27 protein-coding genes are annotated in these 26,537 nt (G+C 63.1%); 14 read left to right on the top strand and 13 right to left on the bottom strand.

What is annotated here, in order from left to right:
- Position 1: 1 nt before the first annotated feature.
- From AC1DZ5_RS14505 to AC1DZ5_RS14495, 3 genes are read right to left on the bottom strand one after another with little or no spacing between them, the layout of a single operon-like run.
- A complete protein-coding gene (locus tag AC1DZ5_RS14505; protein WP_477890215.1) occupies positions 2–790 on the bottom strand; it encodes a glycosyltransferase family 2 protein in 789 nt (262 codons plus the stop codon).
- Positions 791–793: 3 nt separating this feature from the next.
- On the bottom strand, positions 794–1,540 hold the full coding sequence (locus AC1DZ5_RS14500) for a lysophospholipid acyltransferase family protein (RefSeq protein WP_477890213.1): 747 nt from the start codon (positions 1,538–1,540) through the stop codon (positions 794–796).
- An 8-nt stretch (positions 1,541–1,548) separates the two neighbouring features.
- Positions 1,549–2,799: a beta-ketoacyl-[acyl-carrier-protein] synthase family protein gene (locus AC1DZ5_RS14495; protein WP_477890211.1), complete on the bottom strand. Its 1,251-nt coding sequence runs from the start codon at positions 2,797–2,799 to the stop codon at positions 1,549–1,551.
- Positions 2,800–2,993: 194 nt separating this feature from the next.
- Here AC1DZ5_RS14495 and AC1DZ5_RS14490 point away from each other — a divergent pair, with 194 nt between their 5' ends.
- From AC1DZ5_RS14490 to AC1DZ5_RS14480, 3 genes are read left to right on the top strand one after another with little or no spacing between them, the layout of a single operon-like run.
- Positions 2,994–3,254, top strand: coding sequence for an acyl carrier protein (locus AC1DZ5_RS14490; protein ID WP_477890209.1), 261 nt, complete (start codon positions 2,994–2,996; stop codon positions 3,252–3,254).
- Positions 3,255–3,264: 10 nt separating this feature from the next.
- Positions 3,265–4,527 carry a beta-ketoacyl-[acyl-carrier-protein] synthase family protein gene (locus AC1DZ5_RS14485; RefSeq protein WP_477890207.1) on the top strand — a complete coding sequence of 421 codons (1,263 nt, stop codon included), beginning with the start codon at positions 3,265–3,267 and terminating at the stop codon, positions 4,525–4,527.
- The gene (locus tag AC1DZ5_RS14480; RefSeq protein WP_477890205.1) at positions 4,524–5,015 is read left to right on the top strand and encodes a 3-hydroxyacyl-ACP dehydratase FabZ family protein; all 492 of its coding nucleotides are present in this window, start codon (positions 4,524–4,526) and stop codon (positions 5,013–5,015) included. Before AC1DZ5_RS14485 ends, AC1DZ5_RS14480 begins: the two co-directional genes overlap by 4 nt.
- A gap of 7 nt (positions 5,016–5,022) precedes the next feature.
- Here AC1DZ5_RS14480 and AC1DZ5_RS14475 read toward each other — a convergent pair whose 3' ends face one another.
- Both AC1DZ5_RS14475 and AC1DZ5_RS14470 read right to left on the bottom strand, forming a co-directional pair.
- On the bottom strand, positions 5,023–5,688 hold the full coding sequence (locus tag AC1DZ5_RS14475) for a ProQ/FINO family protein (RefSeq protein WP_477890203.1): 666 nt from the start codon (positions 5,686–5,688) through the stop codon (positions 5,023–5,025).
- A 34-nt stretch (positions 5,689–5,722) separates the two neighbouring features.
- Positions 5,723–6,580 carry a phytanoyl-CoA dioxygenase family protein gene (locus AC1DZ5_RS14470; protein WP_477890201.1) on the bottom strand — a complete coding sequence of 286 codons (858 nt, stop codon included), beginning with the start codon at positions 6,578–6,580 and terminating at the stop codon, positions 5,723–5,725.
- 103 nt (positions 6,581–6,683) lie between these two features.
- Here AC1DZ5_RS14470 and AC1DZ5_RS14465 point away from each other — a divergent pair, with 103 nt between their 5' ends.
- Positions 6,684–7,691: an asparaginase gene (locus AC1DZ5_RS14465; protein WP_477890199.1), complete on the top strand. Its 1,008-nt coding sequence runs from the start codon at positions 6,684–6,686 to the stop codon at positions 7,689–7,691.
- On the top strand, positions 7,688–8,602 hold the full coding sequence (gene rocF / locus AC1DZ5_RS14460; RefSeq protein ID WP_477890197.1) for an arginase: 915 nt from the start codon (positions 7,688–7,690) through the stop codon (positions 8,600–8,602). Before AC1DZ5_RS14465 ends, rocF begins: the two co-directional genes overlap by 4 nt.
- 9 nt (positions 8,603–8,611) lie before the next feature.
- Here the strand turns inward: rocF and AC1DZ5_RS14455 are convergent, their stop codons facing one another.
- A complete protein-coding gene (locus AC1DZ5_RS14455) occupies positions 8,612–9,619 on the bottom strand; it encodes an MBL fold metallo-hydrolase (protein ID WP_477890195.1) in 1,008 nt (335 codons plus the stop codon).
- Between the two features lie 160 nt (positions 9,620–9,779).
- On the opposite strand from AC1DZ5_RS14455, the gene AC1DZ5_RS14450 reads away from it, so the two are divergent.
- Positions 9,780–11,915, top strand: coding sequence for a putative bifunctional diguanylate cyclase/phosphodiesterase (locus tag AC1DZ5_RS14450; RefSeq protein ID WP_477890193.1), 2,136 nt, complete (start codon positions 9,780–9,782; stop codon positions 11,913–11,915).
- Positions 11,916–11,928: 13 nt separating this feature from the next.
- Here AC1DZ5_RS14450 and putA read toward each other — a convergent pair whose 3' ends face one another.
- On the bottom strand, positions 11,929–14,946 hold the full coding sequence (gene putA / locus AC1DZ5_RS14445; protein ID WP_477890190.1) for a bifunctional proline dehydrogenase/L-glutamate gamma-semialdehyde dehydrogenase PutA: 3,018 nt from the start codon (positions 14,944–14,946) through the stop codon (positions 11,929–11,931).
- Between the two features lie 96 nt (positions 14,947–15,042).
- Here putA and AC1DZ5_RS14440 point away from each other — a divergent pair, with 96 nt between their 5' ends.
- The 3 genes from AC1DZ5_RS14440 (at position 15,043) to AC1DZ5_RS14430 (ending at position 17,349) form a co-directional block, all read left to right on the top strand.
- Positions 15,043–15,516, top strand: coding sequence for an Lrp/AsnC ligand binding domain-containing protein (locus tag AC1DZ5_RS14440; protein WP_477890188.1), 474 nt, complete (start codon positions 15,043–15,045; stop codon positions 15,514–15,516).
- 76 nt (positions 15,517–15,592) lie between these two features.
- The gene (locus tag AC1DZ5_RS14435; RefSeq protein WP_477890186.1) at positions 15,593–16,153 is read left to right on the top strand and encodes a DUF3617 domain-containing protein; all 561 of its coding nucleotides are present in this window, start codon (positions 15,593–15,595) and stop codon (positions 16,151–16,153) included.
- A gap of 68 nt (positions 16,154–16,221) precedes the next feature.
- Entirely contained in the window at positions 16,222–17,349 is a 1,128-nt protein-coding gene (locus AC1DZ5_RS14430; RefSeq protein ID WP_477890184.1) for an ABC transporter substrate-binding protein, read from the top strand.
- Here the strand turns inward: AC1DZ5_RS14430 and AC1DZ5_RS14425 are convergent.
- Complete coding sequence (locus AC1DZ5_RS14425) at positions 17,346–18,044, bottom strand: YggS family pyridoxal phosphate-dependent enzyme (RefSeq protein WP_477890182.1); 699 nt, start codon at positions 18,042–18,044, stop codon at positions 17,346–17,348. The two genes, AC1DZ5_RS14430 and AC1DZ5_RS14425, sit on opposite strands and share 4 nt — an antisense overlap.
- Positions 18,045–18,098: 54 nt before the next feature.
- Here AC1DZ5_RS14425 and AC1DZ5_RS14420 point away from each other — a divergent pair, with 54 nt between their 5' ends.
- The 3 genes from AC1DZ5_RS14420 (at position 18,099) to AC1DZ5_RS14410 (ending at position 21,464) form a co-directional block, all read left to right on the top strand.
- Complete coding sequence (locus AC1DZ5_RS14420) at positions 18,099–19,142, top strand: type IV pilus twitching motility protein PilT (RefSeq protein ID WP_477890180.1); 1,044 nt, start codon at positions 18,099–18,101, stop codon at positions 19,140–19,142.
- Between the two features lie 153 nt (positions 19,143–19,295).
- Positions 19,296–20,432 carry a PilT/PilU family type 4a pilus ATPase gene (locus AC1DZ5_RS14415; RefSeq protein ID WP_477890178.1) on the top strand — a complete coding sequence of 379 codons (1,137 nt, stop codon included), beginning with the start codon at positions 19,296–19,298 and terminating at the stop codon, positions 20,430–20,432.
- A gap of 105 nt (positions 20,433–20,537) precedes the next feature.
- Positions 20,538–21,464, top strand: coding sequence for an NAD(P)-dependent oxidoreductase (locus AC1DZ5_RS14410; protein ID WP_477890176.1), 927 nt, complete (start codon positions 20,538–20,540; stop codon positions 21,462–21,464).
- A gap of 65 nt (positions 21,465–21,529) precedes the next feature.
- Here the strand turns inward: AC1DZ5_RS14410 and AC1DZ5_RS14405 are convergent, their stop codons facing one another.
- Genes AC1DZ5_RS14405 through AC1DZ5_RS14395 form a run of 3 tightly spaced genes read right to left on the bottom strand, consistent with a single transcriptional unit; the run spans position 21,530 to position 23,212 of the window.
- Positions 21,530–22,168: a BON domain-containing protein gene (locus AC1DZ5_RS14405; protein WP_477890174.1), complete on the bottom strand. Its 639-nt coding sequence runs from the start codon at positions 22,166–22,168 to the stop codon at positions 21,530–21,532.
- On the bottom strand, positions 22,165–22,764 hold the full coding sequence (locus AC1DZ5_RS14400; RefSeq protein WP_310342290.1) for a phosphoheptose isomerase: 600 nt from the start codon (positions 22,762–22,764) through the stop codon (positions 22,165–22,167). The genes AC1DZ5_RS14405 and AC1DZ5_RS14400 overlap by 4 nt, the downstream gene beginning before the upstream one ends.
- A 58-nt stretch (positions 22,765–22,822) precedes the next feature.
- Entirely contained in the window at positions 22,823–23,212 is a 390-nt protein-coding gene (locus AC1DZ5_RS14395) for a YraN family protein (protein ID WP_477890172.1), read from the bottom strand.
- On the opposite strand from AC1DZ5_RS14395, the gene rsmI reads away from it, so the two are divergent.
- Entirely contained in the window at positions 23,213–24,124 is a 912-nt protein-coding gene (rsmI, locus tag AC1DZ5_RS14390) for a 16S rRNA (cytidine(1402)-2'-O)-methyltransferase (protein ID WP_477890170.1), read from the top strand.
- 4 nt (positions 24,125–24,128) lie between these two features.
- Here the strand turns inward: rsmI and AC1DZ5_RS14385 are convergent, their stop codons facing one another.
- Positions 24,129–24,761 (bottom strand): 2-dehydro-3-deoxy-6-phosphogalactonate aldolase, encoded by a 633-nt coding sequence (locus AC1DZ5_RS14385; protein WP_477890168.1) that lies wholly within the window; start codon positions 24,759–24,761, stop codon positions 24,129–24,131.
- On the bottom strand, positions 24,758–25,684 hold the full coding sequence (locus AC1DZ5_RS14380) for a 2-dehydro-3-deoxygalactonokinase (RefSeq protein WP_477890166.1): 927 nt from the start codon (positions 25,682–25,684) through the stop codon (positions 24,758–24,760). The genes AC1DZ5_RS14385 and AC1DZ5_RS14380 overlap by 4 nt, the downstream gene beginning before the upstream one ends.
- Positions 25,685–25,773: 89 nt before the next feature.
- Here AC1DZ5_RS14380 and AC1DZ5_RS14375 point away from each other — a divergent pair, with 89 nt between their 5' ends.
- On the top strand, positions 25,774–26,508 hold the full coding sequence (locus tag AC1DZ5_RS14375) for a FadR/GntR family transcriptional regulator (RefSeq protein ID WP_477890164.1): 735 nt from the start codon (positions 25,774–25,776) through the stop codon (positions 26,506–26,508).
- Positions 26,509–26,537: the final 29 nt, after the last annotated feature.

Below are 26,537 nucleotides of genomic sequence, written 5' to 3'. Positions count from 1 at the left end.
TCTACGCTCCATTGAGCCTATGGGAACCGAATTTCCTAGCGATCAACATCGGCAGGCGCAAGACAAAGGCCACCATCAGGCGAAAGTGCATCCAGCTCAGCAACAGGTTGTCGCGGCGATAATTAAAATGCGAGACACCACCCTCATGGGCCTGCAAGTACTTCACGGGCGCCGGCAGATTGATGGGCACCACACCGCGCCAACACAAGCGCACCGCGGCCTCGGGATCGAAGTCAAAGCGTCGCATCCAGCGTTGTTCCCGCATTACTGCCCGCAGGGGTTCGACTGGATAGACGCGAAAACCGTACAGCGAATCGCCGATGCCAGCCCATAAAGTTTCCAGATTGGCCCACCAGTTGGATATCTTTCGCCCGCGCACACGCAGCGACGGTGCACTCGCATCAAACACCGGTACGCCCAGCACCATGGCCGACGGCGATGCCTGCGAGCACTGCATGAAGCTTGTGATCAGATCCGCCGGATGCTGCCCGTCCGAGTCCATGCACAGCACGTGGCTGAAACCCTGCAGCGAGGCTTCGTCCAACCCGTACAAGACTGCCGCACCCTTGCCCTGATTGCGGGGCAGCACAAACACCTTCAAACCGTCGTCTTTGGCGGCCATGTGTTGCAACACGGCGGCGGTGCCGTCGGTGCTTCCGTCCACCACCACCCACACCGGGTTCCAGTGCGCGCGTGCCTGGGCCACGGTCTCGTAGACCTTGGCACCGGAGTTGTAGCTGGGAATCAACACCAAATGACTGGAAGAAGGCACGGCGAAATGGGTGGGCATTGGTCAGCTTTTGCGCGGGAGCGGGGTAATTTCACTCTGGAAATAATCATGCAGCGTCTGCGTGAAAACCTTGGGATTGGTCGGCACATCAAACCGCTGGCCCAGACGAATGCGAAAGTACATGGGCATGTCAGGTCGCTTCAGCCAGGGCCAATTTTTGCCCAAAAACCCACTGTCCTGCTCAATGATGATGGTCTGAATAGGAACGCCGGATCGATACGAGACATAGGCCGCCCCGATCTGGAACTCGCCAAGCGGCATGGGGTCGCTACGTGTCCCTTCCGGGAACAGCAGCAACTGGCTGCCACCATGCAACTCTTCGACTGCCAGATTGATAGCTTCGAGAAACAAATCATTGCGGATGTACCCTGCCAGTCGCGCGCCGGCTCCCCACAAGGGATTACGCATCAACGAGGCTTTGAAAATACAAGTCACATTCGGCAGTCGCGACAAAACCATCAGGGCGTCCAGCAACCCCGGATGGTTGACCGCCAGAATGAGTGGCCCCGCACCGCGCAGTGCGTCCAGCGCGGTAATGTCAAAGCGCCCCAGACCAATGACGCGCAGCAGCCAGAGATAGGCGCGAAATCCCAGCGTCGCCATCCATCGTCCCACCCACCGGCCGAGCCGTTGTGGCAACACCCATCCCAGAGGCAATGCCAGCGCGGTCCACAGCAGACACCCTGCGCCCAGCGTCAACAGAGCGAAGCGAAGGCGCGCAGCGGAGTAGAGATGGCTAAATGACGGCATCAAATGAGTTAATCCACGGCGCGGAAGGCCAGCACGGCATTGCTACCGCCAAATGCGAAGGAGTTGCTCAAGGCAGCCCGTAGCGGAGCGCCCCGCAGCCCCGCACCCTTCACATGACGAACGCCCAGACAATCTGCGGCCACTTGCTCCAGATGGGCCGTCGGCGGAATGGCCTGTTTGTGCAACGCCAACACGGTAATCACGGCCTCTACAGCCCCCACAGCCCCCAGCGAATGCCCATGCATGGACTTGGTTGCACTCACAGCCAGTTGCTCCGCGTATGTACCGAATACCAACTTGAGGGCACTGATTTCAACCGGATCGCCTTCCTGCGTGGCAGTGCCATGGGCATTGACATAGTCAACCTGTTCCGGCGTGAGTTCGGCGTCGCGCAGTGCTGCCTCCATGGCCCGGGCTTGCCCCCGCGCATCGGGACGCACCAAATGAAGGTGGTCACAGCTTTGACCGAACCCAGCCAACTCACCGTAGATCCGGGCGCCGCGTCGCTCTGCATGGCCCCAGTCTTCCAACACCAGTGCAGCCGCCCCCTCGCCGAGCACCAGGCCCTTGCGTCCTTGCTGAAATGGCCGACACGCGCTGTGCACATCTTCAGTAACGCTGCTCACCACACGCATGGCTTCCCAGGCGCGCATGATCGTAAATGCCATCGGCGATTCGGAGCCGCCCGCCACAACCAATGTGGATTCGCCGCGCTGAACGCGGCGAAATGCCTCGCCGATTGAAACCGTAGACGAGGCACACGCTACAGAATAGGTCAGGCAGGCGCCTCCCAATCCCAGCGCCATGGCGATATGAGAGGCAGCGGCATTGTTCATCGCCATGGGAACCGACAGCGGCGAGACGCGCTGCTTGTCGTGCAGATAAATGTCGCGGTAACTCTTTTCGTAGGTCAACATGCCACCAGCGCCAGTGCCCCAAGAAACGCCGTAGTCATCGGCCCCTGCACCCTCGCGCGCCAGCCCCGCATCATCCCAGGCGGAAAGTGCCGCCGCGACACCGAGCTGGCTGAACCGATCGGTCACGTGGCTGATCGCCCGTCCAATCGTTTTTTCGGCATCGAAATGGCTGCAGATAACAGCGGGTTGCACCAGACGGGAAGGTGACGTGGGGTGCTCGTACAGCCGGACTGCAGATTCGCCCCCCAGGATGCGCTCAAAGAAGTCGTCAACGTCGCCACCAAACGGACTCACCATTCCCAAGCCAGTGACCGCTACTCTTCGACTACGCGCCTTGCTCATGGATTACTGCGGGCTCAATCTGTTGGTCGGTAATGCCGGCGCGGCCATAGTCAAAAATGAAATAAAAGTGCACAAAAGAATGGTGTGCCGCTGCGTCGGATTCTAATGCACGTGATTATCGGGAGCCTCGTAGCCGCGCGCTTCGGCGCGGCGTTCCGATACAATTCGGCAGCAATGTCCATCCGGCAAAGAGCATGTTAATTGAACAAATAAAGAAATATTTAGTGGAGACTGCGGGTACCGATCCGCAGGTATTTTCAAACCCGGATTTGAAAGTAGCAGACCTGAAGCTGGACTCCCTGGGTTTGGTGGAAATGCTTTTTGAAGTCGAAGACAAATATGGTTTTCAAATTCCAGACCCCATGGTTTTTCTACCCATGACGTTTGTCGAAATGGTGGCCGCCATTGAGGCCATGGTGCAGGAACAAACACAGGCCAAAGCCACCGCGACTTAAGCGACACCATGTGAATAAGGTTGTTGTCACCGGCTCTGGAATCATTTGTCCCCTGGGGGCTGACAAGGCCAGTACCTTCTCTGCCGCCCTGGAGGCCCGAAGCGGCATTGGCGGCTGCCCCGCAGATATCGCCCAATGGCTACCCCATGTCGTGGTGGCCCAATCCCGCACAGAACCGCAAACCTTGTTGGAGCGCGCCGACCAGGGACTGGACCGAGCAACCCAGTTCGCCATCGTGGCGACGGCCCAGGCAGTTGCGGAGGCCGGTTTTTCGGTTTCACCGAATGACTCGCACCGCGTCGGCGTGTTCGTTGGCATTGGCTTTGGGGGCGCGCAAACCAGTGACAGCCTGTACGCACGCTTCTACAAGACGCTGTCCGACCCTGAACTGAAGCACAAAGACCCCACTGTCATGCACCCGCTGACCGTGCCACGCATCATGGCCAATGCCGCTGCGGCCGCCATCACCATGCGCTATGGACTGCGCGGCCCCAGCAATACCTATGCGGTGGCCTGCGCCTCATCGGCTATCGCCATTGGCGAAGCCTATCGAGCGATACGCCATGGCTACCTGGATGCAGCCGTAGTGGTCGGTGCGGAGGCGATGCTCAACCCCGGAGTCATGATGGGTTGGAATGCATTGCGCGTCATGGCCAAACCGGATGCCAGCGACCCCGCACGGAGCTGCCGCCCGTTTTCTGCCGATCGCAACGGATTTGTGATCGGCGAAGGTGCAGCCGCGCTGGTGCTCGAAAACATCTCCCGCTGCAGACAACGGGGTGCATTGGTATTGGCAGAGTTGGTGGGTTATGGCTGCAGCAGCGATGCACAGCACCTGACGGCCCCCAGCGTGGACGGACAAGTCCACGCCATGCAGCAAGCGATGCAGGAGGCCGGCCTGGCACCAGAGCAAATTCAGTACATCAACGCCCACGGCACCGCGACCGACACGGGCGATGTCATCGAAACCCACTCCATCCATGCAGCCTTTGGCAGTGCGGCCCGACAGGTTGCCGTGAGTTCAACCAAGTCCATGCATGGCCATCTGATTGGCGCGGCCGGTGCGCTGGAGCTGGCACTGAGCATAGAAGCCATGAACAGCGGTTCCTTGCCCCCCACGGCACATTTGGACACCCCCGATCCGCGTTGCGACCTGGACTACATTCCGCTGCAAGCACGCCACGGCTGCCATGTCGAAGCGGTCATGTCAAATTCCTTTGCATTCGGGGGCAGCAACGCATCCTTGATCGCTCGTCGGTTTTCCGGGCAATGAGCCCCATTCCCGAGTTTCCGTTCACGCTGGATCGCTATGCGATTGAGCGCCTGCTGCCGCATCGGGGCCCCATCTTTGCTTGCAAGCAATTGATTGCACGCGCCCCTCGTGAATACACGGCGATCGCGAATTGGGCCCTGGACAACGCGCTGATCCAGGGGCATTTTCCTGGCTACCCGCTCGTACCGGGGGTGATGCTGATCGAATCGGTGACACAACTTGCAGGCGCGGGGTTATTGAGCGCAGATGCCTATGTGCAATCCTTGCCGGGCGATCGCATCGGTGTGCTGGCTTCAGTGCGGCGCTGCGCGTTCAAACGCCCGGTCCTGCCCGAGCAGGATGTCACCTTCGAAATTCGCTGTCGCCAGATCGGAGATGCGGCGGTTCAGATCAACGCCCAGGCACTGGTGGAAGGCTCCGAAGTGGCCCAATTGGAAACCCTGATGGTCTACGCGGACCGAACACTACTCCCTTCCTTCGTAGTGTGATTCACTGCTACGCTGAGGCAACAGTCGCCCGCGCCAGCATCCGACTCACCGCACGTGGGTCCATGCCGTACATGTCGGCAAACACTTCCACGGTTTTCCCACTCGCCTTGAACGCCTTTGCCAGCGCCTCGGTCTTGGCGGCTTGGGCGTTGGCTACTGCCATGGCTTCGTCGAGCAGCGCGTTGGCGGCTTCGTCGCGGCTGCGTACCAGTTCGCTGTAGGCCTGGGGTGTCAGGCCCGAGGCCTCAAAAGCCGCCACGATGCGCTGCACGAGCTTGGGGCGCAGGTCTTCCTTGGTGCGGGCGTGGCGGCGGCGAAACACTTCCAGCAAGGCGTGGTGCACATGCTCGGGGGCCATCGCTTCGACGGGCTTGCCTTGCAGGTCGTACCGGTCTTCGCCGGAGGCCACGGCCGTCAGGTAGCGGGTGGACCGCGCGTGGTGGGACAGCGCCGCCTTGAGGCTGTCTTTTTCAAAAACATCAGGGTGGGCATCCAGCAATTCCTGGAAAACGCCGCGCTTCATGGGCAGAAAGGTGGCGCCAAACATATGGGGGTAGAACGCCGCCATTTTTTCCAACACCGGCAAAACATCGGGTTTGGACGCGCGCTTGGGAGCAGCCACGGGGGCCTCGGCGGCAAGCGTTTCGGGTGCGGTTGGCAAAGTAGCGGTCATGCAAAATTTTAGAGAGACTGGGAAAAGTCCTCGATCATGCCAGCACAAAGCCCCGCACCGGGTCTTCCGCTCCACGCTGCAGCCAATTGGTCGCTGCGTACTGCGTGCTGACATCCGTCGCATGCAAGGTATAGGCATGCCGCGACACCGCCGAGCGATTGGGCGCGCTGTAGTGCGGCAGCAGCCCATGGAAGACCACCAGGGCGCCGGCTTTTACCTCCAGCGGAATTGCATTCACATTGCTGGCGGGCCAGGGAGTGGCATCCAGCTTGTGCATGGTGATGGCGTCCCCACGGCGTTCAAAGCGCTCGCGCAGTACGCCACGCGGGCCGCGGTGGCCGCCGGGTTCGGTCCATAGGCAGCCGTTGTCCAGCGTCGCGTCTTCCAGCGCAAACCAAAAGGTGGTGACGCTGATGGGCGTGGTGTCGAAAAACGTGGCGTCCTGGTGCCAGCCCACCTCGCCGCCGATTCCAGGCTGCTTGAAGATGTACATGGACTGCCAGACCTGCGGTTGGGTCAGGCCCACATCCGCGGCCACCTCGGCCAGGGCAACGCCGTGGCTGAAGGCCTCGAACACCGGGTCCTTGTCATGCAGCGCGTGGCCAATCTTGTTGATGGACAGGGCCTTGGCCTGGCGCAGCTCGCCATCCGGGCCAAACGCCTCTTCCTCAAAAAAACAGCTGATGCGGTTGGCCGAATCCAGAAAGTAGCGGTCCACCTGGCGCACCTGGTCGTTGGTGGTGAAGATGGTCTTGCTCTCGTTGGGGTCAAAGGCCTCGACGATGGCCTCGGCCCGGGCACGCACGGCGGCGATTTCGGCGGCCGACTTGAAGTTCGGCAGGATAAGGAAGCCGTCTTCCTGGTAACGGGTTTTCTGATCGGGTGTCAGCATGGGGCTATGCAAAGTTGGGCGGTGGCCATAGCGTTTCAGTATAGACAGCCAGGGCACAAACCGGAGCAATTCGGATACGCTTGTCAGCAGGAGAAGATAACCCGTGAACCTTGCCCCCCTGATCCAGCTCACCCGTGGCGGCACGCCCGAATGCCTGCACTTCGGCGCAGTCGCCGTGGTGAACCGCAGCGGCCAACTCAAGGCCTTTGCGGGTGACCCGCACCTGGTCACCTTCACCCGCTCCACGCTGAAGGCGCTGCAGGCTCTGCCCTTTGTGGAGGCCGGTGGACCCGCGCAGTTTGGCTTTACCCAGGCCGAGAACGCGCTGCTGTGTGCCAGCCACAACGGCGAGGCCATGCATGTGGAGGGCGCGAACAGCATGCTGGCCAAGGCCGGCCACACCTACAAAACCTTGCGCTGCGGCTGCCATGTGCCGCTGCTGTTCAGCTACTTTGACAAGGGCGCGCCTGAGGGCGCCACCTACACAGAAGCGCACAACAACTGCAGCGGCAAACACGCGGGCTTTGTGGCCTATTGCGTGCAGCACGGCCTGCCGCTGGACGACTACACCGCGGCTGACCACCCGCTGCAGCAGGCCATTGCCCGCGATGTGGCACGCGCCGTGGGCATGGACGTGCAGGACATGCCGCGCGGCATTGATGGTTGCTCAGCGCCCAACTTCGCCATGCCGCTCTCCAACCTGGCCCGCGGCTACGCGCGCCTGGCCAGTGGCGCGCAAGACGCCGAGTTTGGCGCCAGCTTTGCACTGCTGAGCGAGGCGATGACGGCCCACCCCGAGATGGTGAGCGGCACGGGCCGCAACGACCTGGACTTCATGCGTGTGGGCCGGGGCGACTGGGTCAGCAAGGTGGGGGCCGATGGCGTGCAGGTGGTGGGCAGCAAGCGCCGCGGCGAGGCCTTTGCGCTCAAGATCATCGACGGCAACAAACCCGCGCTGTTTGCGGCCAGCGTGGAGATACTGAACCAGCTGGGCTGGCTGGACGATGCCCAACGCGCCGCGCTGCAGCCATGGCGCGCGGCCGAGATTCGCAACGCACGCGGCATGCTGGTGGGCGAGCGGCTCCCTGTGTTCCAACTGGAAACCCCATGAACCACAAGATCAGCTTGATTGGCGCGCCCACCGACATTGGCGCGGGCACGCGTGGCGCCAGCATGGGGCCCGAAGCCCTGCGCGTGGCCAACATCACCAGCGTGCTGCAGGCCCACGGGCTGGAGGTGCTGGACAAGGGCAACCTCAGCGGCCCCAGCAACCCCTGGCTACCACCCGTGAACGGCTACCGCCACCTGGCGGAGGTGACGGCGTGGAACCGCAGCCTGCACGACGCCGTGTATGCCGAGCTGCAGGCCGGGCGCCTGCCCATTGTGCTGGGTGGGGACCATTGCCTGGGCATAGGCTCCATCAGCGCCGTGGCGCGCCACTGCCGCGACGTGGGCAAGAAGCTGCGCGTGCTGTGGCTGGATGCGCATGCCGACTTCAACACCAACACGCTCACGCCCAGCGGCAACATCCACGGCATGCCCGTGGCCTGCCTGTGTGGCTTTGGTCCGCAAGAACTGATCGAGATTGGCGGTCAGGTGCCGGCCATCAGTCCCAAATGGGTGCGGCAGATCGGTATCCGCAGTGTGGACGAGGGTGAGAAGCGTTTTGTGCACGAGCAGGACCTGGAAGTCTTCGACATGCGCTACATCGATGAGATGGGCATGCGTGCGGCCATGGAGCTGGCGCTGGCCCTGATCGACAGCAACACACATCTGCATGTGAGCTTTGACGTGGATTTTCTGGACCCCGACATTGCACCCGGCGTGGGCACCACGGTGCGTGGCGGCCCCACCTACCGCGAGGCGCAGCTCTGCATGGAAATGATTGCTGACACCGGCCGCATGGCCAGCCTGGATGTGTTTGAGCTGAACCCCGCGCTGGACGAACGCAACCGCACGGCCGAGGTGGCGGTGGACCTGATCGAATCGCTCTTTGGCAAAAGCACCTTGATGCGCAAATAGGCCTGCGGCCTACAGCGGGATGCTGCGCGTCTCGCCATGGCGCATCAGCCACACCCGGTCTTGCGGCAGTCCACGCTGCGCCAGCGCTGCGGCCAAATCTTTGGGCGGCTGGTCAAACGCCTCCTGCGTCAGCATAAAGGTCCCCCAGTGCACGCCCATGGCCTGCTTGGCCTCCAAGTCCAGCATCAGCTGCACCGCATCGTCGGGGTTCACGTGCATGGGCTTCATGAAGTCGCGTGGCAGGTAGGCGCCTATGGGCAGTGCCACAAAGTCCATGGCGCCTATGCGTTGGCGTATGGTTTTGAAGTCATTGCTGTAGCCCGTGTCGCCGGGGAAGAGAAACCGCCACGGCGACTGCGTGGGCCGCAACCACTCCAGGCAATAGCCACCCCAGCGAGAGGCATTGGTGTCCCACGGTGTGCGCCGGCTCCAGTGCTGCGACGGCGTGAAGTGCACCCGCAGCCGGTGCGGCAGGTCAAAGGTCTGCCACCAGTCCAGCTCGGTCACATTGGCGATGCCGCGCCTGTCAAACCAGGCCTTCAGCCCCAGGGGCACGATGAATTCCGGCGTTTGCCCGGCAGCCAGCAGGCGGCGGATCGTGGCGTCGCAGAGATGGTCATAGTGGTTGTGCGAAATCAGCACCACATCAATGCGCGGCAATTGCTCCGGCGTCAACGGCGCGGGTACCCGGCGGGCCGCACCCACCTTGCCCATGGGGCCGGCAAAGTCAGCCAGTGTAGGGTCCATCAGCACGTTCAAACCCGCCACCTGCAGCAAGACACTGACATGGCCCAGCCACGTCACGGCAGGCACCTCCGGCTGCTGCAACAAGCGGCCATGGTCCACCGGCACCGACCACTCCCGCGCAAACGCGGCGTATCCGCCCGCAGGCTCGGATTGGGGTTTGAAGTCTCCCCGCAGCGAACGCCAGACCATTTCATACCAGGGGAAATTGCCAATCACCACCGCAGGGTCGGTATTGCCAAAGCGGGGTGGGGACGCAGCGGGAGTATTCATGGGCCGCATGATGCCGCAACCGAGCGCATGCGCCACTTTAGGGCGGTGATTCAGGACGGTGGGCAGGGGTTTTGGGGTACAGTCATTTGACCCCTCGCTCCTTTGTGCCGCCACCCCTTTTTGTGCCAGCCACGCTGTGACCGACGATCTGCCCACCTCCATGTCCACCGGAACCCCGGAACCGCTGCCTGTGCGTGCCTGGAGCGGCGCCCTGTTTGAGGAAGACGCCGATAGCCTCTGGAAACTCGCGCTGGAAGGCTCGGGCGCTGGCGCCTGGGACTGGAACCTGGTCACCGGCGAGCAGATCCACTCGCGCCGCTGGCAAGAAATGCTGGGTTACGAGGTGGGCGAGATTCCCCGCACCAACCAGGCTTTTGTGAGCCGCCTGCACCCGGACGACCTGGCCCGGGTAACCCAGACCTTCACCGCCTACCTGGCCGGCCAGGCCGAGGACTACACCGCCGACCTGCGCCTGCGCTGCAAAGACGGCAGCTGGATCTGGGTGCACACGCGCGGCATGGTGGTCAACTACGCCGAAGACGGCAAGCCCCTGCGCATGATTGGCACGCATGTGGACATTACCCAGCGCAAGCTGGCCGAGGCCACGCTGCGCGAGAGCGAGGAACGCTGGAAGCTGGCGCTGGAAAGTGCGGGCGACGGCGTGTGGGACTGGCACATCCAGGAGGGCAAGGAGTTTCTGTCCAAGCGCCTGATCGAGATGTACGGCTTCACCGAAGACGAGCTGCGCAGTCACCCCGACGAACTGGACAACCGCACCCACCCCGATGACCTGGCCCAGCTGGCACAGGACCGCCAGGCTCACTTTGACGGCCTGACCCCTACCTACACCAATGAACACCGCGTGCTCTGCAAGGACGGTAGTTGGAAATGGGTGCTCACGCGCGGCATGGTCATCAGCCGCGATGCCGCGGGCCACCCGCTGCGAATGATTGGCACGCACACCGACATCACCGCGCGCAAGAACGCCGAAGCACTGGTGCGCCAGCACGCCTACTTTGACCCGCTGACCGGCCTGCCCAACCGGCGCATGCTGCGCGACCGGCTGGAGCAGGAGATCAAGCGCAGTCGACGCGATAACCTGCAGCTGGCCATCCTTTTCATCGACCTGGACCATTTCAAGGCCGTGAACGACACCCTGGGCCACGACAACGGTGACCTGCTGCTGGCAGAGGCCGCACAGCGCCTGCGCCAATGCGTGCGTGAGAGCGACACCGTGGCCCGCATGGGCGGTGACGAGTTCACCATCCTCATCACCGAGCTGACCGACACCGGGGGCTTGGAACCCCTGCTGGAGAAGCTGCTGCAGAGCATGACGCAGGTCTTTCAGCTGGGCACCGAGCAAATGTTTGTCTCCGCCAGCATCGGCATCACGCTGTACCCGCTGGACGGCACCGAGGTGGAGGCGCTGTACAAAAACGCCGACCAGGCGCTCTATGTGGCCAAGGGCGCGGGGCGCAACCGCTACAGTTTTTTCACCCCGGCGCTGCAGGAGGCTGCGCTGACGCGCGCACGCCTGGCCACCGACCTGCGCTTTGCGCTGGGTGCACGGCAGTTCCACCTGTTGTACCAGCCCATCGTGGAGCTGGCCACGGGCGCAGTGCACAAAGCCGAGGCGCTGATCCGCTGGCAGCACCCCGAGCGTGGCGTGGTAAGCCCGGCCGCCTTTATCCCCATTGCCGAGACCAGTGGCCTGATTGTGGAGATTGGTGACTGGGTGTTTGCCCAGGCGGCCCGCCAGGTGCAGCAGTGGCGCCAGAGCGTGCACCCGCAGTTCCAGATCAGCATCAACAGCTCACCCGTGCAGTTTCAGCATGCGCGCACGCAGAACGAAACCTGGGTGCAGCGCCTGCAGGCCCAGGGCCTGCCGGGCGAATGCCTGACCGTGGAGATCACGGAGGGCGTGTTGCTGGACAGCAATGCCGGCGTCACCGCCAAGTTGCTGGAATGGCGCGATGCGGGCATCCAGGTGGCGTTGGACGACTTTGGCACGGGCTACTCCTCGCTGTCGTACCTGCAGAAGTTCGACATCGACTTCATCAAGATCGACCAGTCCTTTGTGCGTGACCTGCACGCACAGTCCACCAATTTCACCCTGTGCAAGGCCATGGTCGCCATGGCCCATGCGCTGGGTCTGCAGGTGGTGGCCGAGGGCGTGGAGACGGCCCTGCAGCGCGACCTGCTGCTGCAGGCCGGCTGCGACTATGCGCAGGGCTACTGGTTTGCCCGGCCCATGCCCGCCGAGGCGCTGGCCGAGTGGGTGGCTGCACGCGCATGAGCCCGCCGCCTCTTCAGTGCATGCTGGCCAATAACGCGGCGTTGCCCCCCGCGGCCGTGGTGTTCACGGTCACGGTCTGTTCGGCACAGAAGCGGTACAGGTAGTGCGGCCCACCCGCCTTGGGGCCGGTGCCACTCAGGCCTTCGCCCCCAAAGGGCTGCACACCCACCACGGCGCCAATCATGTTGCGGTTGATGTAGATATTGCCCACATGGGCCGCTGCCGCCAGCGCCTGGGCCCGGCTGTCGATTCGGGTCTGGATGCCCAGCGTCAGGCCATAGCCCAGCGCGTTGATCTGGTGGATCACCTCCGCGGGGTCACTGTCCCAGCGCACCACCTGCAGCACGGGGCCGAAGATTTCGGCTTTCACCTGGGCAATGGTTTCCACTTCAAAGGCATGTGGCGCAATCAGATTTGCTATTGAATTAGTAGCTGCTAGCGCATATTCTGCGGGGGCCAACAGCACTTTTGACTCAGATTTCAGGCGGGTGATATGGCGCTGAATATTGTCAAACGCCTCGCGGTCAATCACCGGGCCCAGGTCGGTGGCCAGGTCGGCGGGGTTGCCAGCCAGCAGCAGTTCGGCCGCGCCCTGCAGCATCTCGATCACCCCATCGGCAATGGCCGAGTGCACCACCAGCAGGCGCAGCGCGGAGCAGCGCTGGCCGGCGGAGCGGAAGGCGCTTTGCACCACGGCGTCCACCACCTGCTCGGGCAGCGCGCTGCTGTCCACCAGCATGGCGTTGATGCCGCCAGTCTCGGCAATCAGCGGAACGATGGGGCCGTCTTTGGCGGCCAGCGCGCGCTGGATGATTTTGGCCACCTGGGTGGAGCCGGTGAACACCACGCCCGCCACGCCAGGCTGCGCCACCAGGGCCGCGCCCACAGTCTCACCCGCGCCGTGCAGCAGCTGCAGGGCATCGGCCGGCACGCCAGCAGCCACCAGCAGGTCTACCGCGGCTTTGGCCACACCCGGCGTTTGCTCCGCCGGCTTGGCCAGCACCGTGTTGCCCGTGGCCAAGGCGGCGGCCACCTGGCCCATGAAGATGGCCAGCGGGAAGTTCCAGGGACTGATGCAGACCCACACGCCACGCGCGGTCAGGCGCAGGGTGTTGGTTTCGCCGGTCACGCCGTACTGGTAGCCCGCTTGCGCATTCGCCACCACCGGGCATGCGATGGGCTGCATGATGCGCTGCGCCTCGTCGGCGTAGTAGCGCAGGAAGTCCACGGCCTCGCGCACTTCACTCACGGCGTCGCCCCAGGTCTTGAAGGCTTCTTTGACCAGCAGTGCGCAAAACCGCGGCATAGCGTCCTGCAGTGCATCCGCCGCACGTCGCAGCACCACGGCACGTTCTTCCACGGGCACCTTGCTCCACTTTTGATAGCTGCTTGCGCAGGCGACATAAGCGCTGGGGAGGGTTTTGACATCGGCCTCGGGCACCACGGGCACGGGGGTGCTGTGCAACGCGGCCAGCAGCGGGTCGCGGTGGGCGGGCACGGTCAGGTCCAGCCCCGTGCTGTTGGCGCGCGCACCGGCATGACTGCCAAACAGGTCGGCCGGCAGCGGCAGGCTGGGCTGGGGCTCCAGGCGCAGCGGCGAGATCAGCAGCTCCTGCATGCCCACCGATTCATCGGCCAGCTGGTGCACAAAACTGGAGTTGGCGCCGTTCTCCAGCAGGCGGCGTACCAGATAGGCCAGCAGGTCGCGGTGCGCGCCGACCGGGGCGTAGATGCGGCAGCTGATCAGCGGGTTCTTCAGCACCTCGCGGTACACGCCTTCGCCCATGCCGTGCAGGCGCTGCAGCTCAAAGGCCGCGCCGCTCTTGGCACCCATTTGCAGGATGGCCGCAATGGTGGCCGCGTTGTGCGTGGCGAACTGGGGAAAGATGGCGTCCGGCACGGCCAGCAGCGCACGCGCGCAGGCCAGGTAGGACACATCGGTGTGGTGTTTGTGGGTGAACACCGGGTAGTGCGGCAGGCCCAGCTCCTGGGCGCGCTTGATTTCGGCATCCCAGTACGCGCCCTTGACCAGGCGGCACATGAGCTTGACCTGGTGCTTGCGCGCCAGCGCGGTGACGTGCTCAATGAGCTCCAGTGCCCGCGTCTGGTAGGCCTGCATGGCCAGGCCCAGGCCAGTCCAGGCTGGGCAGTGCGCGGCCACACGCACCAGCAGGGCGTCGAGCACCTCCAGCGAAAGCTCCAGCCGGTCCACCTCCTCAGCGTCGATGGTGAGGTTGATGTTGGCGTCGGCCGCGGCCATGCACAGCGTCCACACGCGCGGCACCAGCACCAACAGCACCTGCTCGCGGTGCGCGTCTTCGTAGCGCGGGAACAGGGCGCTCAGTTTGATGGAAATACCGTCATTCTTGGCCAAAGCCACCGTCTTGCTTGCGCGAGCAGCTATGAATTCAATAGCATTCGCATAACTTTTCAGGTAGCGCAGCGCGTCCTTGTCGGTGCGTGCGCCCTCGCCCAGCATGTCGTAGCTAAAGCGCACATTGGATTTTTTGCGCGCCGCGTCGGCCTCCTTCATGGCCTCGGGCATGGTTTGGCCCAGCACAAACTGGCGGCCCAGCAGTTGCACGGCGCGCAGCGTAGCAGCCACCACCGTTTTGGCCCCCAGCTTGGCCATGATGCCGGGCTCCTGCTGCGCGTCGGGCAAAAAGTGTTTGGACAGGGCGATGGCCGTGCTGGACAGGCGCGAGAGCACCTTGTCGCCGCTGGCCTCGAAGTCGGCGCGGCCCAGCTGGTCGGTGGTGAGCGCAATGGCGGTCTCGGCGTCGGGCACGCGCAACAGTGCCTCGGCCAGGCGCATCAGGGCCAGGCCTTCGGCACTGGAGATGGGGTATTCCTTGAGCAAGCTCTCCATCGCCCAGAAGGGCGGCGGGTTGTCGCGCACGGCCTGCACCCAGGGGGCGGCCACGCGGGCGGCATCGGCCCAGTCCAGCGCAGCCTCCAGCGACTGCAGGCGCTGGGACACGGTGGCGCCCTCGGGGCGGTAAGGATTGGGCAGGCGGGACACGGCGGGCATGGGGAATTCCTAAAACTTGATCGAATGCGCTATGGTTACGCTTATTTGCCTGAATTAATCACCATATTTTCTTCACCTTACCGATAAAAACTCAGCATGAGCCTCCCGCCAGAACTGGACCGCATTGACCTCAAGATCCTGGCCTGCCTGCAGCAGGACGGTCGCCTGTCCAACCTCAAGCTGGCCGAGCTGGTGGCGCTGTCGCCGACCGCCGTGCTGGCGCGTGTGCAGCGCCTGACCAAGGACGGCTACATCCTGGGCTACGAGGCACGACTGAACCCACTCAAGCTGGGCGCCGGAATGATGGTGTTTGTGGAAGTGCTGCTGGACAAGACCACGCCCAACATGTTTGACGCCTTCAAGGCCGCGGTGCAGGTGTACCCCGAGATCATGGAGTGCCACATGGTGGCGGGTGGCTTTGACTACCTGCTCAAGACCCGCATGGCCGACATGGCGGCCTACCGCCTGTTTGCCGGCACCGTGCTGTGGCAGCTGCCCGGCGTGCGCGAAACGCGCACCTACGCGGTGATGGAAGAGGTGAAGAACTCCACCCACCTGGCACTGGGCTAGAGCGCTTTGCCGGGCCACTTTGCAAACGCGCACGGCACGCTCACAATGGATTCCTTCCACCGCCACCGGAGCCCCCATGAAACTCCCAATCTTGGCCTGCGCCACCCTGCTGGTATCGCTGACCGCCCACGCCCAGAGCATGAAGCCCGGCTTGTGGGAAATCACCAACCAGATGCAGGGCGCCCCCGGCAGCAAGGCCGATGCGGCCATGGCCCAGATGCAAAAGCAGATGGCAAGCATGTCGCCCGAGCAGCGCAAGATGGTGGAAGACATGATGGCAAAAAAAGGCATGCAGATGAGCCCAACGCCGGGCGGTGGCATGGCCGTGAAGATATGCCTGACACCCGAGATGGCGGCGCGCAACGAGGTGGCCCCCGCCCAGCAGGGCCACTGCACCCACACGCCCAGCCCACGCACGGGCAACACCCAGAAGTTCGCATTCACCTGCACCACACCTCCCAGCCATGGCGAGGGCCAGGTCACCTACACAAGCCCCGAGGCCTACGCCATGAAAATGACCACGACCACCACAGTCAAAGGCAAGGAAGAAACCATGGACATGCAGGCCCAGGGCAAATGGCTGGGCAGCGATTGCGGCAGCGTGAAGCCCTTGCTTGAACAGTCACCGCGGAAATAGAGTGCGCAACTTATCTCCAATCGCAACAAGAACCAAGGGTATACCCTTATTCAGGGGAAAATGACAAGATGATCAATCGTCGCCAATTCTCTTTCGCTGCCGGCGCAGCGAGTCTGGTCGGGTTTCCGGCCGTACACGCCCAGTCCGACAAAATCATCCTTGGCCAGTCGGCCGCCTTTACAGGGCCTGCGGCCCAGCTCGGCATTCAGTTTCATGCGGGCGCCAAGCTTTATTTTGATCAGATCAACGCCACAGGTGGCATTGCTGGGCGCAGCATTGAAATTCGCAAGCTCGACGACGGCTATGAGCCAGCCCGCTGCGAAGAAAACACCCGCAAGCTGCTAGAGGATGACGTTACCGCGCTGTTCGGCTATATAGGCACCCCCACCAGCATCGTGGCATTGCCATTGGCCACGAAGGCCAAGGTCCCTTTCATTGCGCCATTCACCGGCGCCATGGCATTGCGCACCCCCTTCAATCGCTATGCCTTTCACATACGCGCTTCTTACAACGACGAAACAGCCCTGATCGTCAAGCAGCTGCACAACGTGGGGCTTACCAAAGTCGCGGTGTTCTACCAAAACGACGCCTACGGAAAAGCCGGCCTGGACGGCATGACGGCCGCCTTGACTAGCTTGAACCTGAAGCCGGTGGCCATCGCGACGGTAGAGCGTAATTCAGTGGATGTCGCCAAAGCGGTTGAGACCATTAACGCGGCCATGCCCGAAGCCGTCGTACAAATCAGTGCCTACAAATCTTGCGCAGCGTACATACGAGCAGCACGCAAGGCAGGCTACGGTGGTGGTTTTTACAACGTGTCCTTTGTAGGCACGCAAGCGCTGGCCGATGAATTGGGCAAGGAAGGGGCTGGCGTCGTGGTATCGCAGGTAGTCCCATCGCCCTATACCGGCAGCAAAGCCATTTCGCGGGAATTTTCAGAGGCAACCCGCAAAACAAACGGTGCCGTACAAGCCAACTTTTCCAGTATGGAGGGCTATATCGCCGCCAAGGTATTGGCTGAGGGCTTAAAACGTAGCGGCGCCAAAGGAGGTGCCGACGCCCTGATTGCCGCGCTAGAAAGCATCAACGGCCAGCCTGTGGGCGGCTTCAACGTGAATTTCTCACGCGCAGAGCATACCGGGTCAAGTTTTGTGGAAATGTCCATGCTCACCGGCGACGGGCGCGTGCGCACCTAAGTCGCGGCTGGGTAGCTGCGGCCGCCAAAGATCGCGGTGCCCACGCGCACCAGCGTGCTGCCGCTGGCTACGGCAGCGTCCATGTCGGCGCTCATGCCCATGGACAGTGTGTCCAGCGCCAGCCCTGCGGTGTTTAAGGCATTAAACAGGCCTCTAGCCCTCGCAAACACTGCGCTGGCAGCTACGAAATCAGGAGCGGGCTCTGGAATACACATGAGGCCACGCAGCTGCAGCCGCGGCAGCGCAGCGACCGCCTGGGCCAGCGCCAGGGCTTCGTCGGGCACCACGCCCGACTTGGTGGGGCCGCCATCCACATTCACCTGCACGCACACCTGCAGTGGTGGCAGGTGGGCCGGGCGTTGCTCGCTCAGGCGCTGGGCGATCTTCAGCCGGTCCACGGTATGCACCCACTGGAAGTGCTCGGCCACCAGGCGCGTCTTATTGCTCTGGATGGGGCCTATGCAGTGCCATTCCACAGCCAGGTGTTCCAGCGCGGCCATCTTCTCCACCGCCTCCTGGATGTAGTTCTCGCCAAAGGCGCGCTGGCCGGCGTCAAACGCGGCCTGCACGGCCTCGGGCCCAAAGGTCTTGGAGACCGCCAGCAACTGCACCGCGTCCGCCGAGCGGCCCGCTGCGGTGCAGGCCTGGGCGATGCGGCTGCGAACAGCGTAGAGATTGTCGGCAATCATCGTCATAATCTCCCAAGCGTACCAAACCCTTCCCAGCCCATCTCAGCGAAAGAGGATTCCGTGGACATTACCCAGCTGCTGGCGTTCAGCGTCAAAAACAAGGCTTCCGACTTGCACCTTTCCGCAGGTCTGCCCCCCATGATCCGTGTGCACGGCGATGTGCGACGCATCAACGTGGAGCCGCTGGACCACAAGCAGGTCCACGCCATGGTGTACGACATCATGAACGACACCCAGCGCAAGATGTACGAAGAGTTTCTGGAGATCGACTTCTCGTTCGAGATCGACGGCCTGGCGCGCTTCCGCGTTAACGCCTTCAACCACAACCGCGGCGCCGGCGCCGTGTTCCGGACGATTCCGTCCAAGATCCTCTCGCTGGAACAACTCAACGCGCCGAAGATTTTTGCCGACCTGGCCCTGAAGCCGCGCGGCATGGTGCTGGTGACGGGCCCCACGGGTTCGGGCAAGTCCACCACGCTGGCGGCCATGGTCAACTTTTTGAACGAAACCGAGTTCGGCCACATTCTGACGGTAGAAGACCCGATTGAGTTCGTGCACGAGTCCAAAAAATGCCTGGTCAACCAGCGCGAAGTGGGACCACACACGCTGAGCTTTGCGGCCGCGCTGAAGTCGGCGCTGCGGGAAGATCCAGACGCGATTCTGGTGGGCGAAATGCGTGACCTGGAAACCATCCGCCTGGCCATGACGGCCGCGGAAACCGGGCACTTGGTATTTGGCACACTGCACACGTCGAGTGCCGCCAAGACCATCGACCGGATCATTGACGTGTTCCCCGCCGAAGAAAAAGAAATGGTGCGGGCCATGCTGTCCGAATCGCTGCAAGCCGTGATTTCGCAAACCCTGTGCAAGACCAAGGACGGACAGGGCCGCGTGGCCGCGCACGAGATCATGCTGGGCACCAGCGCTATCCGCAACCTGATCCGCGAGGCTAAGGTGGCGCAGATGTACTCCAGTATCCAGACCGGCAACAGCGTGGGCATGCAGACGCTGGACCAGAACCTCACGGACTTGGTCAAGCGCAACATCATCAGCCCCGCCGAAGCCCGTACCAAGGCCAAGATCCCCGAGAACTTCCCCGGCTAGATATGGCACACCCCCCGGCTTGCCCACTGCGTGTGGCCGCTTTCCCCCTTGCAGGGGGCAACACCAGCAGTCCGGCGAAGCCGGTCCTGCGGTGTTCCTGGAATTTGGGAACCCTGCGTTCCTCGGTAACTATTTAGAAAGTGAGGTGTTCTTATGGAACGCGATCAAGCCACGAAATTTATCAACGACCTGCTCAAGCTGATGGTCAGCCGCAATGGCAGCGACTTGTTCATCACTGGGGACTTCCCGCCAGCCATCAAGGTGGACGGCAAGGTGACCAAGGTCTCGCCCCAGCCGCTGAACGCCGCCCACACGCTGGCCCTGGCGCGTTCCATCATGAACGACAAGCAGGTGGCCGAGTTTGAGCGCACCAAGGAAAGCAACTTCGCCATCGCGCCGGCCAACATCGGCCGCTTCCGCGTCAACGCCTTCATCCAGCAGGGCAAGGTGGGCATGGTGCTGCGGGTGATTCCACAGGTGTTGCCCACGATTGACGGGCTGGGCGTGCCCCAGGTGCTGAAGGAAATTGTGATGGCCAAGCGCGGCCTGACCATCATGGTGGGCGCCACCGGCTCGGGCAAATCCACCACGCTGGCCGCCATGGTGGACTGGCGCAACGACAAGTCGTTTGGCCACATCATCACCATCGAAGACCCGGTGGAGTTTGTCCACATGCACAAGAACTGCGTGGTCACCCAGCGCGAAGTGGGCCTGGACACCGACAGCTGGGAAGCCGCGCTGAAGAACACCCTGCGCCAGGCGCCCGATGTGATCCTGATGGGCGAAATCCGCGACCGCGAGACCATGGAGCACGCCGTGGCGTTTGCCGAAACCGGCCACCTGTGCCTGGCCACGCTGCACGCCAACAGCGCCAACCAGGCGCTGGACCGCATCATCAACTTCTTCCCCGAAGAGCGCCGCAGCCAGCTGCTGATGGACTTGTCGCTGAACCTGAAGGCGCTGGTGTCGCAGCGCCTGATCCCCAAGCAGGACGGCAAGGGCCGCGTGGCTGCGGTGGAAGTGCTGATTAACTCGCCGCTGATTTCCGACCTGATCTTCAAGGGCGAAGTGTCTGAGGTCAAAGAGATCATGAAGAAGAGCCGCCAGGCCGGCATGCAGACCTTCGACCAGGCGCTGTTTGACCTGTACGAAGCCAACGCCATCACCTACGAAGACGCGCTGCGCAACGCCGACTCGCTGAACGACCTGCGCCTGCAGATCAAGCTCAACAGCGCACGCGGCAAGTCCACCGACCTGTCCGCTGGCACTGAAAATTTCGCAATTATGTGATGTGGCCCCCACGCTCCGCCGCTGCGCGGGTCGCTGCCCCCCAAGGGGGCTAATTTTGCTTGGGGCGGCCCCGGCGCAAAATTGCCTTTCCAACCGATTAGAACTATGCCCTCCATCAACGCCAAAACCTACGAAGCATCCCCCGCCTACTCCGTCGCCTTTCTGGGCCTGGGTGTCATGGGTTACCCCATGGCCGGCCACTTGGCCAGCGCTGGCCACCAGGTCACGGTGTACAACCGCACCGCTACCAAATCCATAGCATGGTGCACAGACTTTGCGGGGGCTAGCAGCCAAAATGGTGCCCATAGTCATTCCGAAACTCCGCGCCAGGCCGCGCAGAACGCCGATATCGTGTTCTGCTGCGTGGGCAATGACGACGACCTGCGCAGCGTGACGCTGGGCGCCGACGGAGCCTTTGCCGGCATGAAGCCCGGCGCCATCTTTGTGGACCACACCACCGCATCGGCCGACATTGCACGTGAGCTCAGCGCCGCAGCCCGGGCCAAGGGTCTGCAGTTCATCGATGCCCCCGTATCCGGTGGCCAGGCCGGTGCGCAAAACGGCCTGCTCACCGTGATGTGCGGTGGCGATGCCGAGGCGTTTGAATCGGTGAAGCCCGTGGCCATGGCTTTCTCACGCGCATTCACGCTGCTGGGCGACAGCGGCGCTGGTCAGCTCGCCAAGATGGTGAACCAGATCTGCATTGCCGGCCTGGTGCAGGGTCTGAGTGAAGCCGTGGCCTTTGGCCAGCGTGCCGGGCTGGACATGAACCAGGTGCTGGACGTGATCGGCAAGGGTGCCGCGCAGAGCTGGCAGATGGACAACCGCGGCAAAACCATGGTGGCCGACAAGTTTGACTTCGGTTTTGCGGTGGACTGGATGCGCAAGGACCTGGGCCTGGTGCTGGATGAGGCCAAGCGCAACGGCGCACGCCTGCCGGTGACCGCCCTGGTGGATCAGTTCTACGCCGATGTACAGCAGATGGGCGGCCAGCGCTGGGACACTTCCAGTCTGATCAAACGCCTGAAGTAAATAGTGACCCGGCGCTGAAACCTAGCTCACCCCAATAACAAACGGCCCCGAGGGGCCGTTTGTATTTACTTGGCGGGTTCCGCCGGCTTTTGCGGCAGGGTGCGCGCCAGCTCGTCTTCCGAGATGATTTCCAGAATCCGCACCACGCGCTGCACACCCGAGGTGCTTCTGATGATGGTGGTCGAACGATCGGCTTCGCGCTCGGTCACGCGGCCCATCACGTAGGTGGTGCCCCGTTCGGTCACGATCTTGAAGGCATTGGCAAACAGGTCTTTGGCGTCGACCAAAGCGGCCTTCACGCGGCCGGTCACCAGCGCGTCGGACGAACGCTGCGTCAACGTGGCGTTGCCCAGTACGGCCAGCTCGTTGACGATGTTCTGCACGTTGTCCACGCGGGAGACGATTTGCTCCACCAACTGCTTGTCTTGCGCGGTCGGTACTTCACCGGTCAACAGCACCTGGCGGTTGTAGCTGGTCACGTTGACGTGGGCGCGATCGCCCAGGCTCTCGCGCAGGCGGCTGGCAGCGCGTTGCTCAATGCCTTCGTCTTCCAGCTGCGAGCCCGAGGTGCGGCGGTCGGTGGCCACCAAGCTACCGCCCACCAGGGCGCCGCCCACCAGCAGCGGGAAGCAGGCCGACAGGCCCGCCAACGTGCCAGTCAGTGCAGCAGCCAAGGCCAAACGTTTCAAAATACGATTCTTCATGGGGTGGGTTCCTGTTCGCCCAACAGCTGGGCATCAACCGCATCGCAAATGCAATGCAGCGTCAAAAGATGAACTTCCTGGATGCGGGCGGTGCGCTCATGCGGCACGCAGATGTGCACATCGGTGTCGCGCAGCAGCTGCGCCATTTTCCCGCCATTGCGGCCTGTCAGGCCCACTACCACCATCTCGCGCGCATGCGCAGCTTCGATGGCGGCCAACACGTTGGCCGAGTTGCCACTGGTAGAGATGGCCAGCAGCACGTCGCCTGGCGCCCCCAGGGCACGCACCTGGCGCGAGAAGATCACGTTGAAGTCGTAATCGTTGGCAATGGCGGTGATGATGGAAGTGTCGGTGGTCAGCGCAATGGCGCCCAACTCGGGGCGTTCACGCTCGAAGCGGCCCACAAACTCAGCAGCAAAATGCTGCGCATCAGCGGCAGAGCCACCATTGCCGCAGGCCAACACCTTGCCACCGCTGGTCACGCAAGCCAGCATGGCTTGCACGGCCGCAGCAATCGGTTTGCTCAAGGCTTGCGCCGACTGGTATTTCAGGTCTGCGCTGTCAATGAAGTGTTGTTGAATTCGTTGTTCCAGCATGGCCCGGATGATACCGCGGCCCCCAAAGGCCCTTTTGGCTGGGGCGTCAAGGCCTGTATCAAGATGCGTCAAAGGCCGCCTGCAGCCACTGCACCGTGTCGCCGTCCAATACCACCACATCAAACCGGCATGGTGGCAAGGTACGCAGGCGCAACAGGTAGTGCTGGGCCGCGAAGATGATGCGCCGCTGTTTGGTGGCACTCACGCTGGCGGCACCGCCGCCGTGCGTAGTGGAAGCGCGTTTGCGTACCTCGACAAACACCAGTGTGCCATCGGGGGCGCGCATGATCAGGTCGATTTCTCCACCACCGCGTCCGGGGGTTCGATAATTGCGCTCGACCAGTCGCAAGCCCTGGGCCTGCAAATGCCGCAGCGCCGTGGCTTCTCCCGCGTCCCCCAGTTGTTTGGTAGTGGCGCCTGGCCTTGGTCGTGTTGGAAAGAAACCCATATGAGTGCGTCTTTTATCTCTGCCCTGTCCGCAGCCAAAGAGGCCGCCGGTGCGCAGCATTATCCGCAGGGCGCGTTGTACCTGGTGGCCACCCCCATTGGTAACCTGGCCGACATCAGCCTGCGCGCCCTGCATGTGCTCGCGCTGGCCGACACCATTGCCTGCGAAGACACGCGCCATACCCAGCAACTGCTGCGCGCCTATGGCATCGACAAGTCGGCGGGCCAGCTGCTGGCCGTGCACCAGCACAACGAGGCCCAGGCGGCCGAGGTGGTGGTAGACCGCTTGCGCCAGAACCAGCGCGTGGCCTATGTGAGTGATGCGGGCACGCCCGGCATCAGCGACCCCGGTGCGCGTCTGGTGACCCAGGTGCGGGCCGCGGGCCTGCGCAGCATCCCCCTGCCCGGTGCCAGCAGTGTGACCACGGCCTTGTGCGCGGCAGGTTTGGCCGAAGGTGGGGATGGGCACAGTGGTTTTGTGTTCCGGGGGTTTCTGTCCTCCAAAGCGACTGAGCGTGCGCATGAGGTGCAGGTGCTGTCCGAAGAGCGCCGTGCGGTAGTGTTACTGGAAGCCCCGCATCGCATTGAGGCGTTGGCATTGGCGCTGGCACCGCTGGCATCGCGCCTGGTCACCGTGGGGCGTGAACTCACCAAGCAGTTTGAAGAGATTGCCACCGTAGCCGCAAGCGACTTGGCGACTTGGCTCGCAGCGGATGCCAACCGGTTGCGCGGGGAGTTCGCGCTGGTGATTCATCCCGCACCGGCCAGTGCTGCGCAGGCGCCCGACGACCGGGTGCTCAAGCTGCTATTGGAAGAGTTGCCACTGAAAACCGCAGTCAAACTGGCTGCGGACATCACCGGCGAGGCCCGCAACGCGCTGTACGAGCGGGCCTTGGCCCTGAAGCAGGGCTAGCGCTTCAAGCCTGCTGCCAGGCCTGAACGTAAGCGCGACCGCGCACCAGCACGTCGGCCGCCGAGGTGCCCGGCGCAAACAGCTGGCTGCCAATGCCAAAGCCGGTAGCGCCAGCCTTCTTCCAGGGCCCCATGCTTTCAGGGGTGATGCCCCCGACAGGCCACAGATCGGTCCCGGCGGGCAGCACTGACTTCAGCGCCTTGATGCCGCCATGGCCCACCATTTCGGCAGGGAACAGCTTGAGCGCGTGGGCGCCCGCCTGCAATGCGGCAAACGCCTCCGTGGGCGTGGCCACACCGGGAGCACACAGCATGCCCAGCTCCACCGCACGGCGAATCACCGCCACATCGCAGTTGGGCGAGACCATGAGGCGGCCGCCGGCGGCGTGCACGGCCTCCACGTCGGCCACGGTCAGCATAGTGCCACCGCCAACGATAGCGTCGGCCGGCAGGGTACGTGCCAGCGTGGCAATGCACTCCAGCGCGCCGGGGCGGTTCAGCGGCACTTCCAGCGTGCGAAAGCCGCTTTCGACCAACGCCTCACCCACGGCCTGCGCCTCGGTGGGCACTAGCCCGCGCAAGATGGCCACCAAGGGGGTGTGGCGCGCACGCGCCAACAGTTCCAGGGAATCGCTCATAGTGGTTTCCAGTTCAAGTGAATGTGGTGGACTGCCGCCACAAAGGCGGCCTTGGCATCAAGGATGTCGAACGACAAGCCCAGATGCTGGGCCGCGGTTTGGTAGTGGGCCGCCAACTGCGGTGAACCCAGCAGCTTGAACGTGCCCTGCGGGCCCGTGCCTGCACTGCCCTGCAGCACGTCTTTGAGTTCAGTGCCAATGAGCAAACCGCTCAAGTAGGCGGTGGTGCTGGAGGCGGGCATGTCCTTGCAGACCACACGCGCCCGGACGCTGAAAATCTGGTGGCTCAGCGCATGGTGGCCTGCGGCCTTCACGCCTTCTGCAAAAGCTGTCTCGTCCCACACGGGCGTCGCGCCACCGGCGGCCGCAGCCACCGTGCCATGTTTGCTGAGCAGGTCAAACAATTCACCGGTCATGTAGGTGCGTAGCTGTACCACGCGGCCTTCGTTCAACTCCACCCACTTGCTGTGCGTACCCGGCAACACAAACCAGCCACTGCGGTGGCCCAAGGCCCAGGCGCCCAGCAGCTGGGTTTCTTCGCCGCGCATCACGTCGGGCACGCCCTGCGCATTGCGCACGCGGTAGCCGGGGATGATGATGGCCGACACGCCTGGCGCGGCGTCAGGCACCCGCATGGCATGGGTGGCCAGGTCTTGCACGGGCACGCTGCTGTCGACATAGGGCACCTCGTGCCAGCCCAACGCGCTACCCACCATGCCGGCCAGCACCACGCCCGTGCCCTGCACGTCCAGTGCCTGCAAAGCCGCGTCCAGCGCGGCTGGAAAGCGGCCTTTGCAGGCCAGGGCACCATCGGAATCGGAAATTTCACGCACGCACTGGCCATCACCGGCAATGGCGTAAACACGGCGGTGGGTAGTCCCCCAGTCCATACCGACAATCGAAACAACAGGGTTGGCAGCCATATTTTTAAAGTTCACAGTAGATGTTCAGGCGAATTTAAACATATGATGATTAAACCCGATTTTGCCGCAGTACACCGCCGCCTCACCCCATGAAACCCTCTGCAACGCCCTCCCACGCCACCTACGCCGGGCGCAATCTGCATGGCCAGGTAGTGAACGAGTTGGGCCGCCGGGTCGTCGGCGGCGTCTATGCCGCCGGAGCCTTGTTGCCCAATGAAGACCAGCTGTGCGCCGAACTGGCAGTGAGCCGCACCGCGCTGCGCGAAGCCATCAAGGTGTTGGCGGCCAAAGGCTTGCTGGAGCCCCGCCCGCGCATTGGCACCCGGGTGCGCCCCACCGAGCAGTGGAACCTGCTGGACCCCGACATCCTGGCCTGGCGCTGTGCCACGGGCGCGGATGCAGAGTTTTTGCAGCACCTGACCGAGCTGCGCGAGATCATCGAGCCATCCGCCGCCGCGCTGGCCGCCACCAGCCACAAGGCCGAACAGCTGGCCGATATTGCGCGCGCGTTGGACGCCATGCAAGAGGCCCACCACATCAGCGAATGGGTACAGGCCGACCTGGCCTTCCACACCGCCGTGCTCAAGGCCACCAACAACCCGCTGCTGATGCCCTTGGCCGCCATCATTGGCAGCGCGTTGGAGTCGCTCTTGGCCGTGAGCGCCCGCACTTCCGAGAATTTCAAGCAGGCCCTGCCCGACCACCAAAAGGTGTTTGAAGCCATCCAGGCTCGCGACGCCCAGAGTGCGCTGCACCGCATGGCCGGCCTGCTGTCAGACACTCGGTCGCTGATGAAACGGGCGGTGATTTCACCGCCTGTGTGATTTGCTAGGGATTCGTTTATTTGTATGAT

This window comes from Rhodoferax sp. P1_F3 (genome assembly GCF_056405715.1).
Note: the sequence above shows the minus strand (reverse complement) of the source record. Positions and strands in the feature narration are given on the sequence as shown.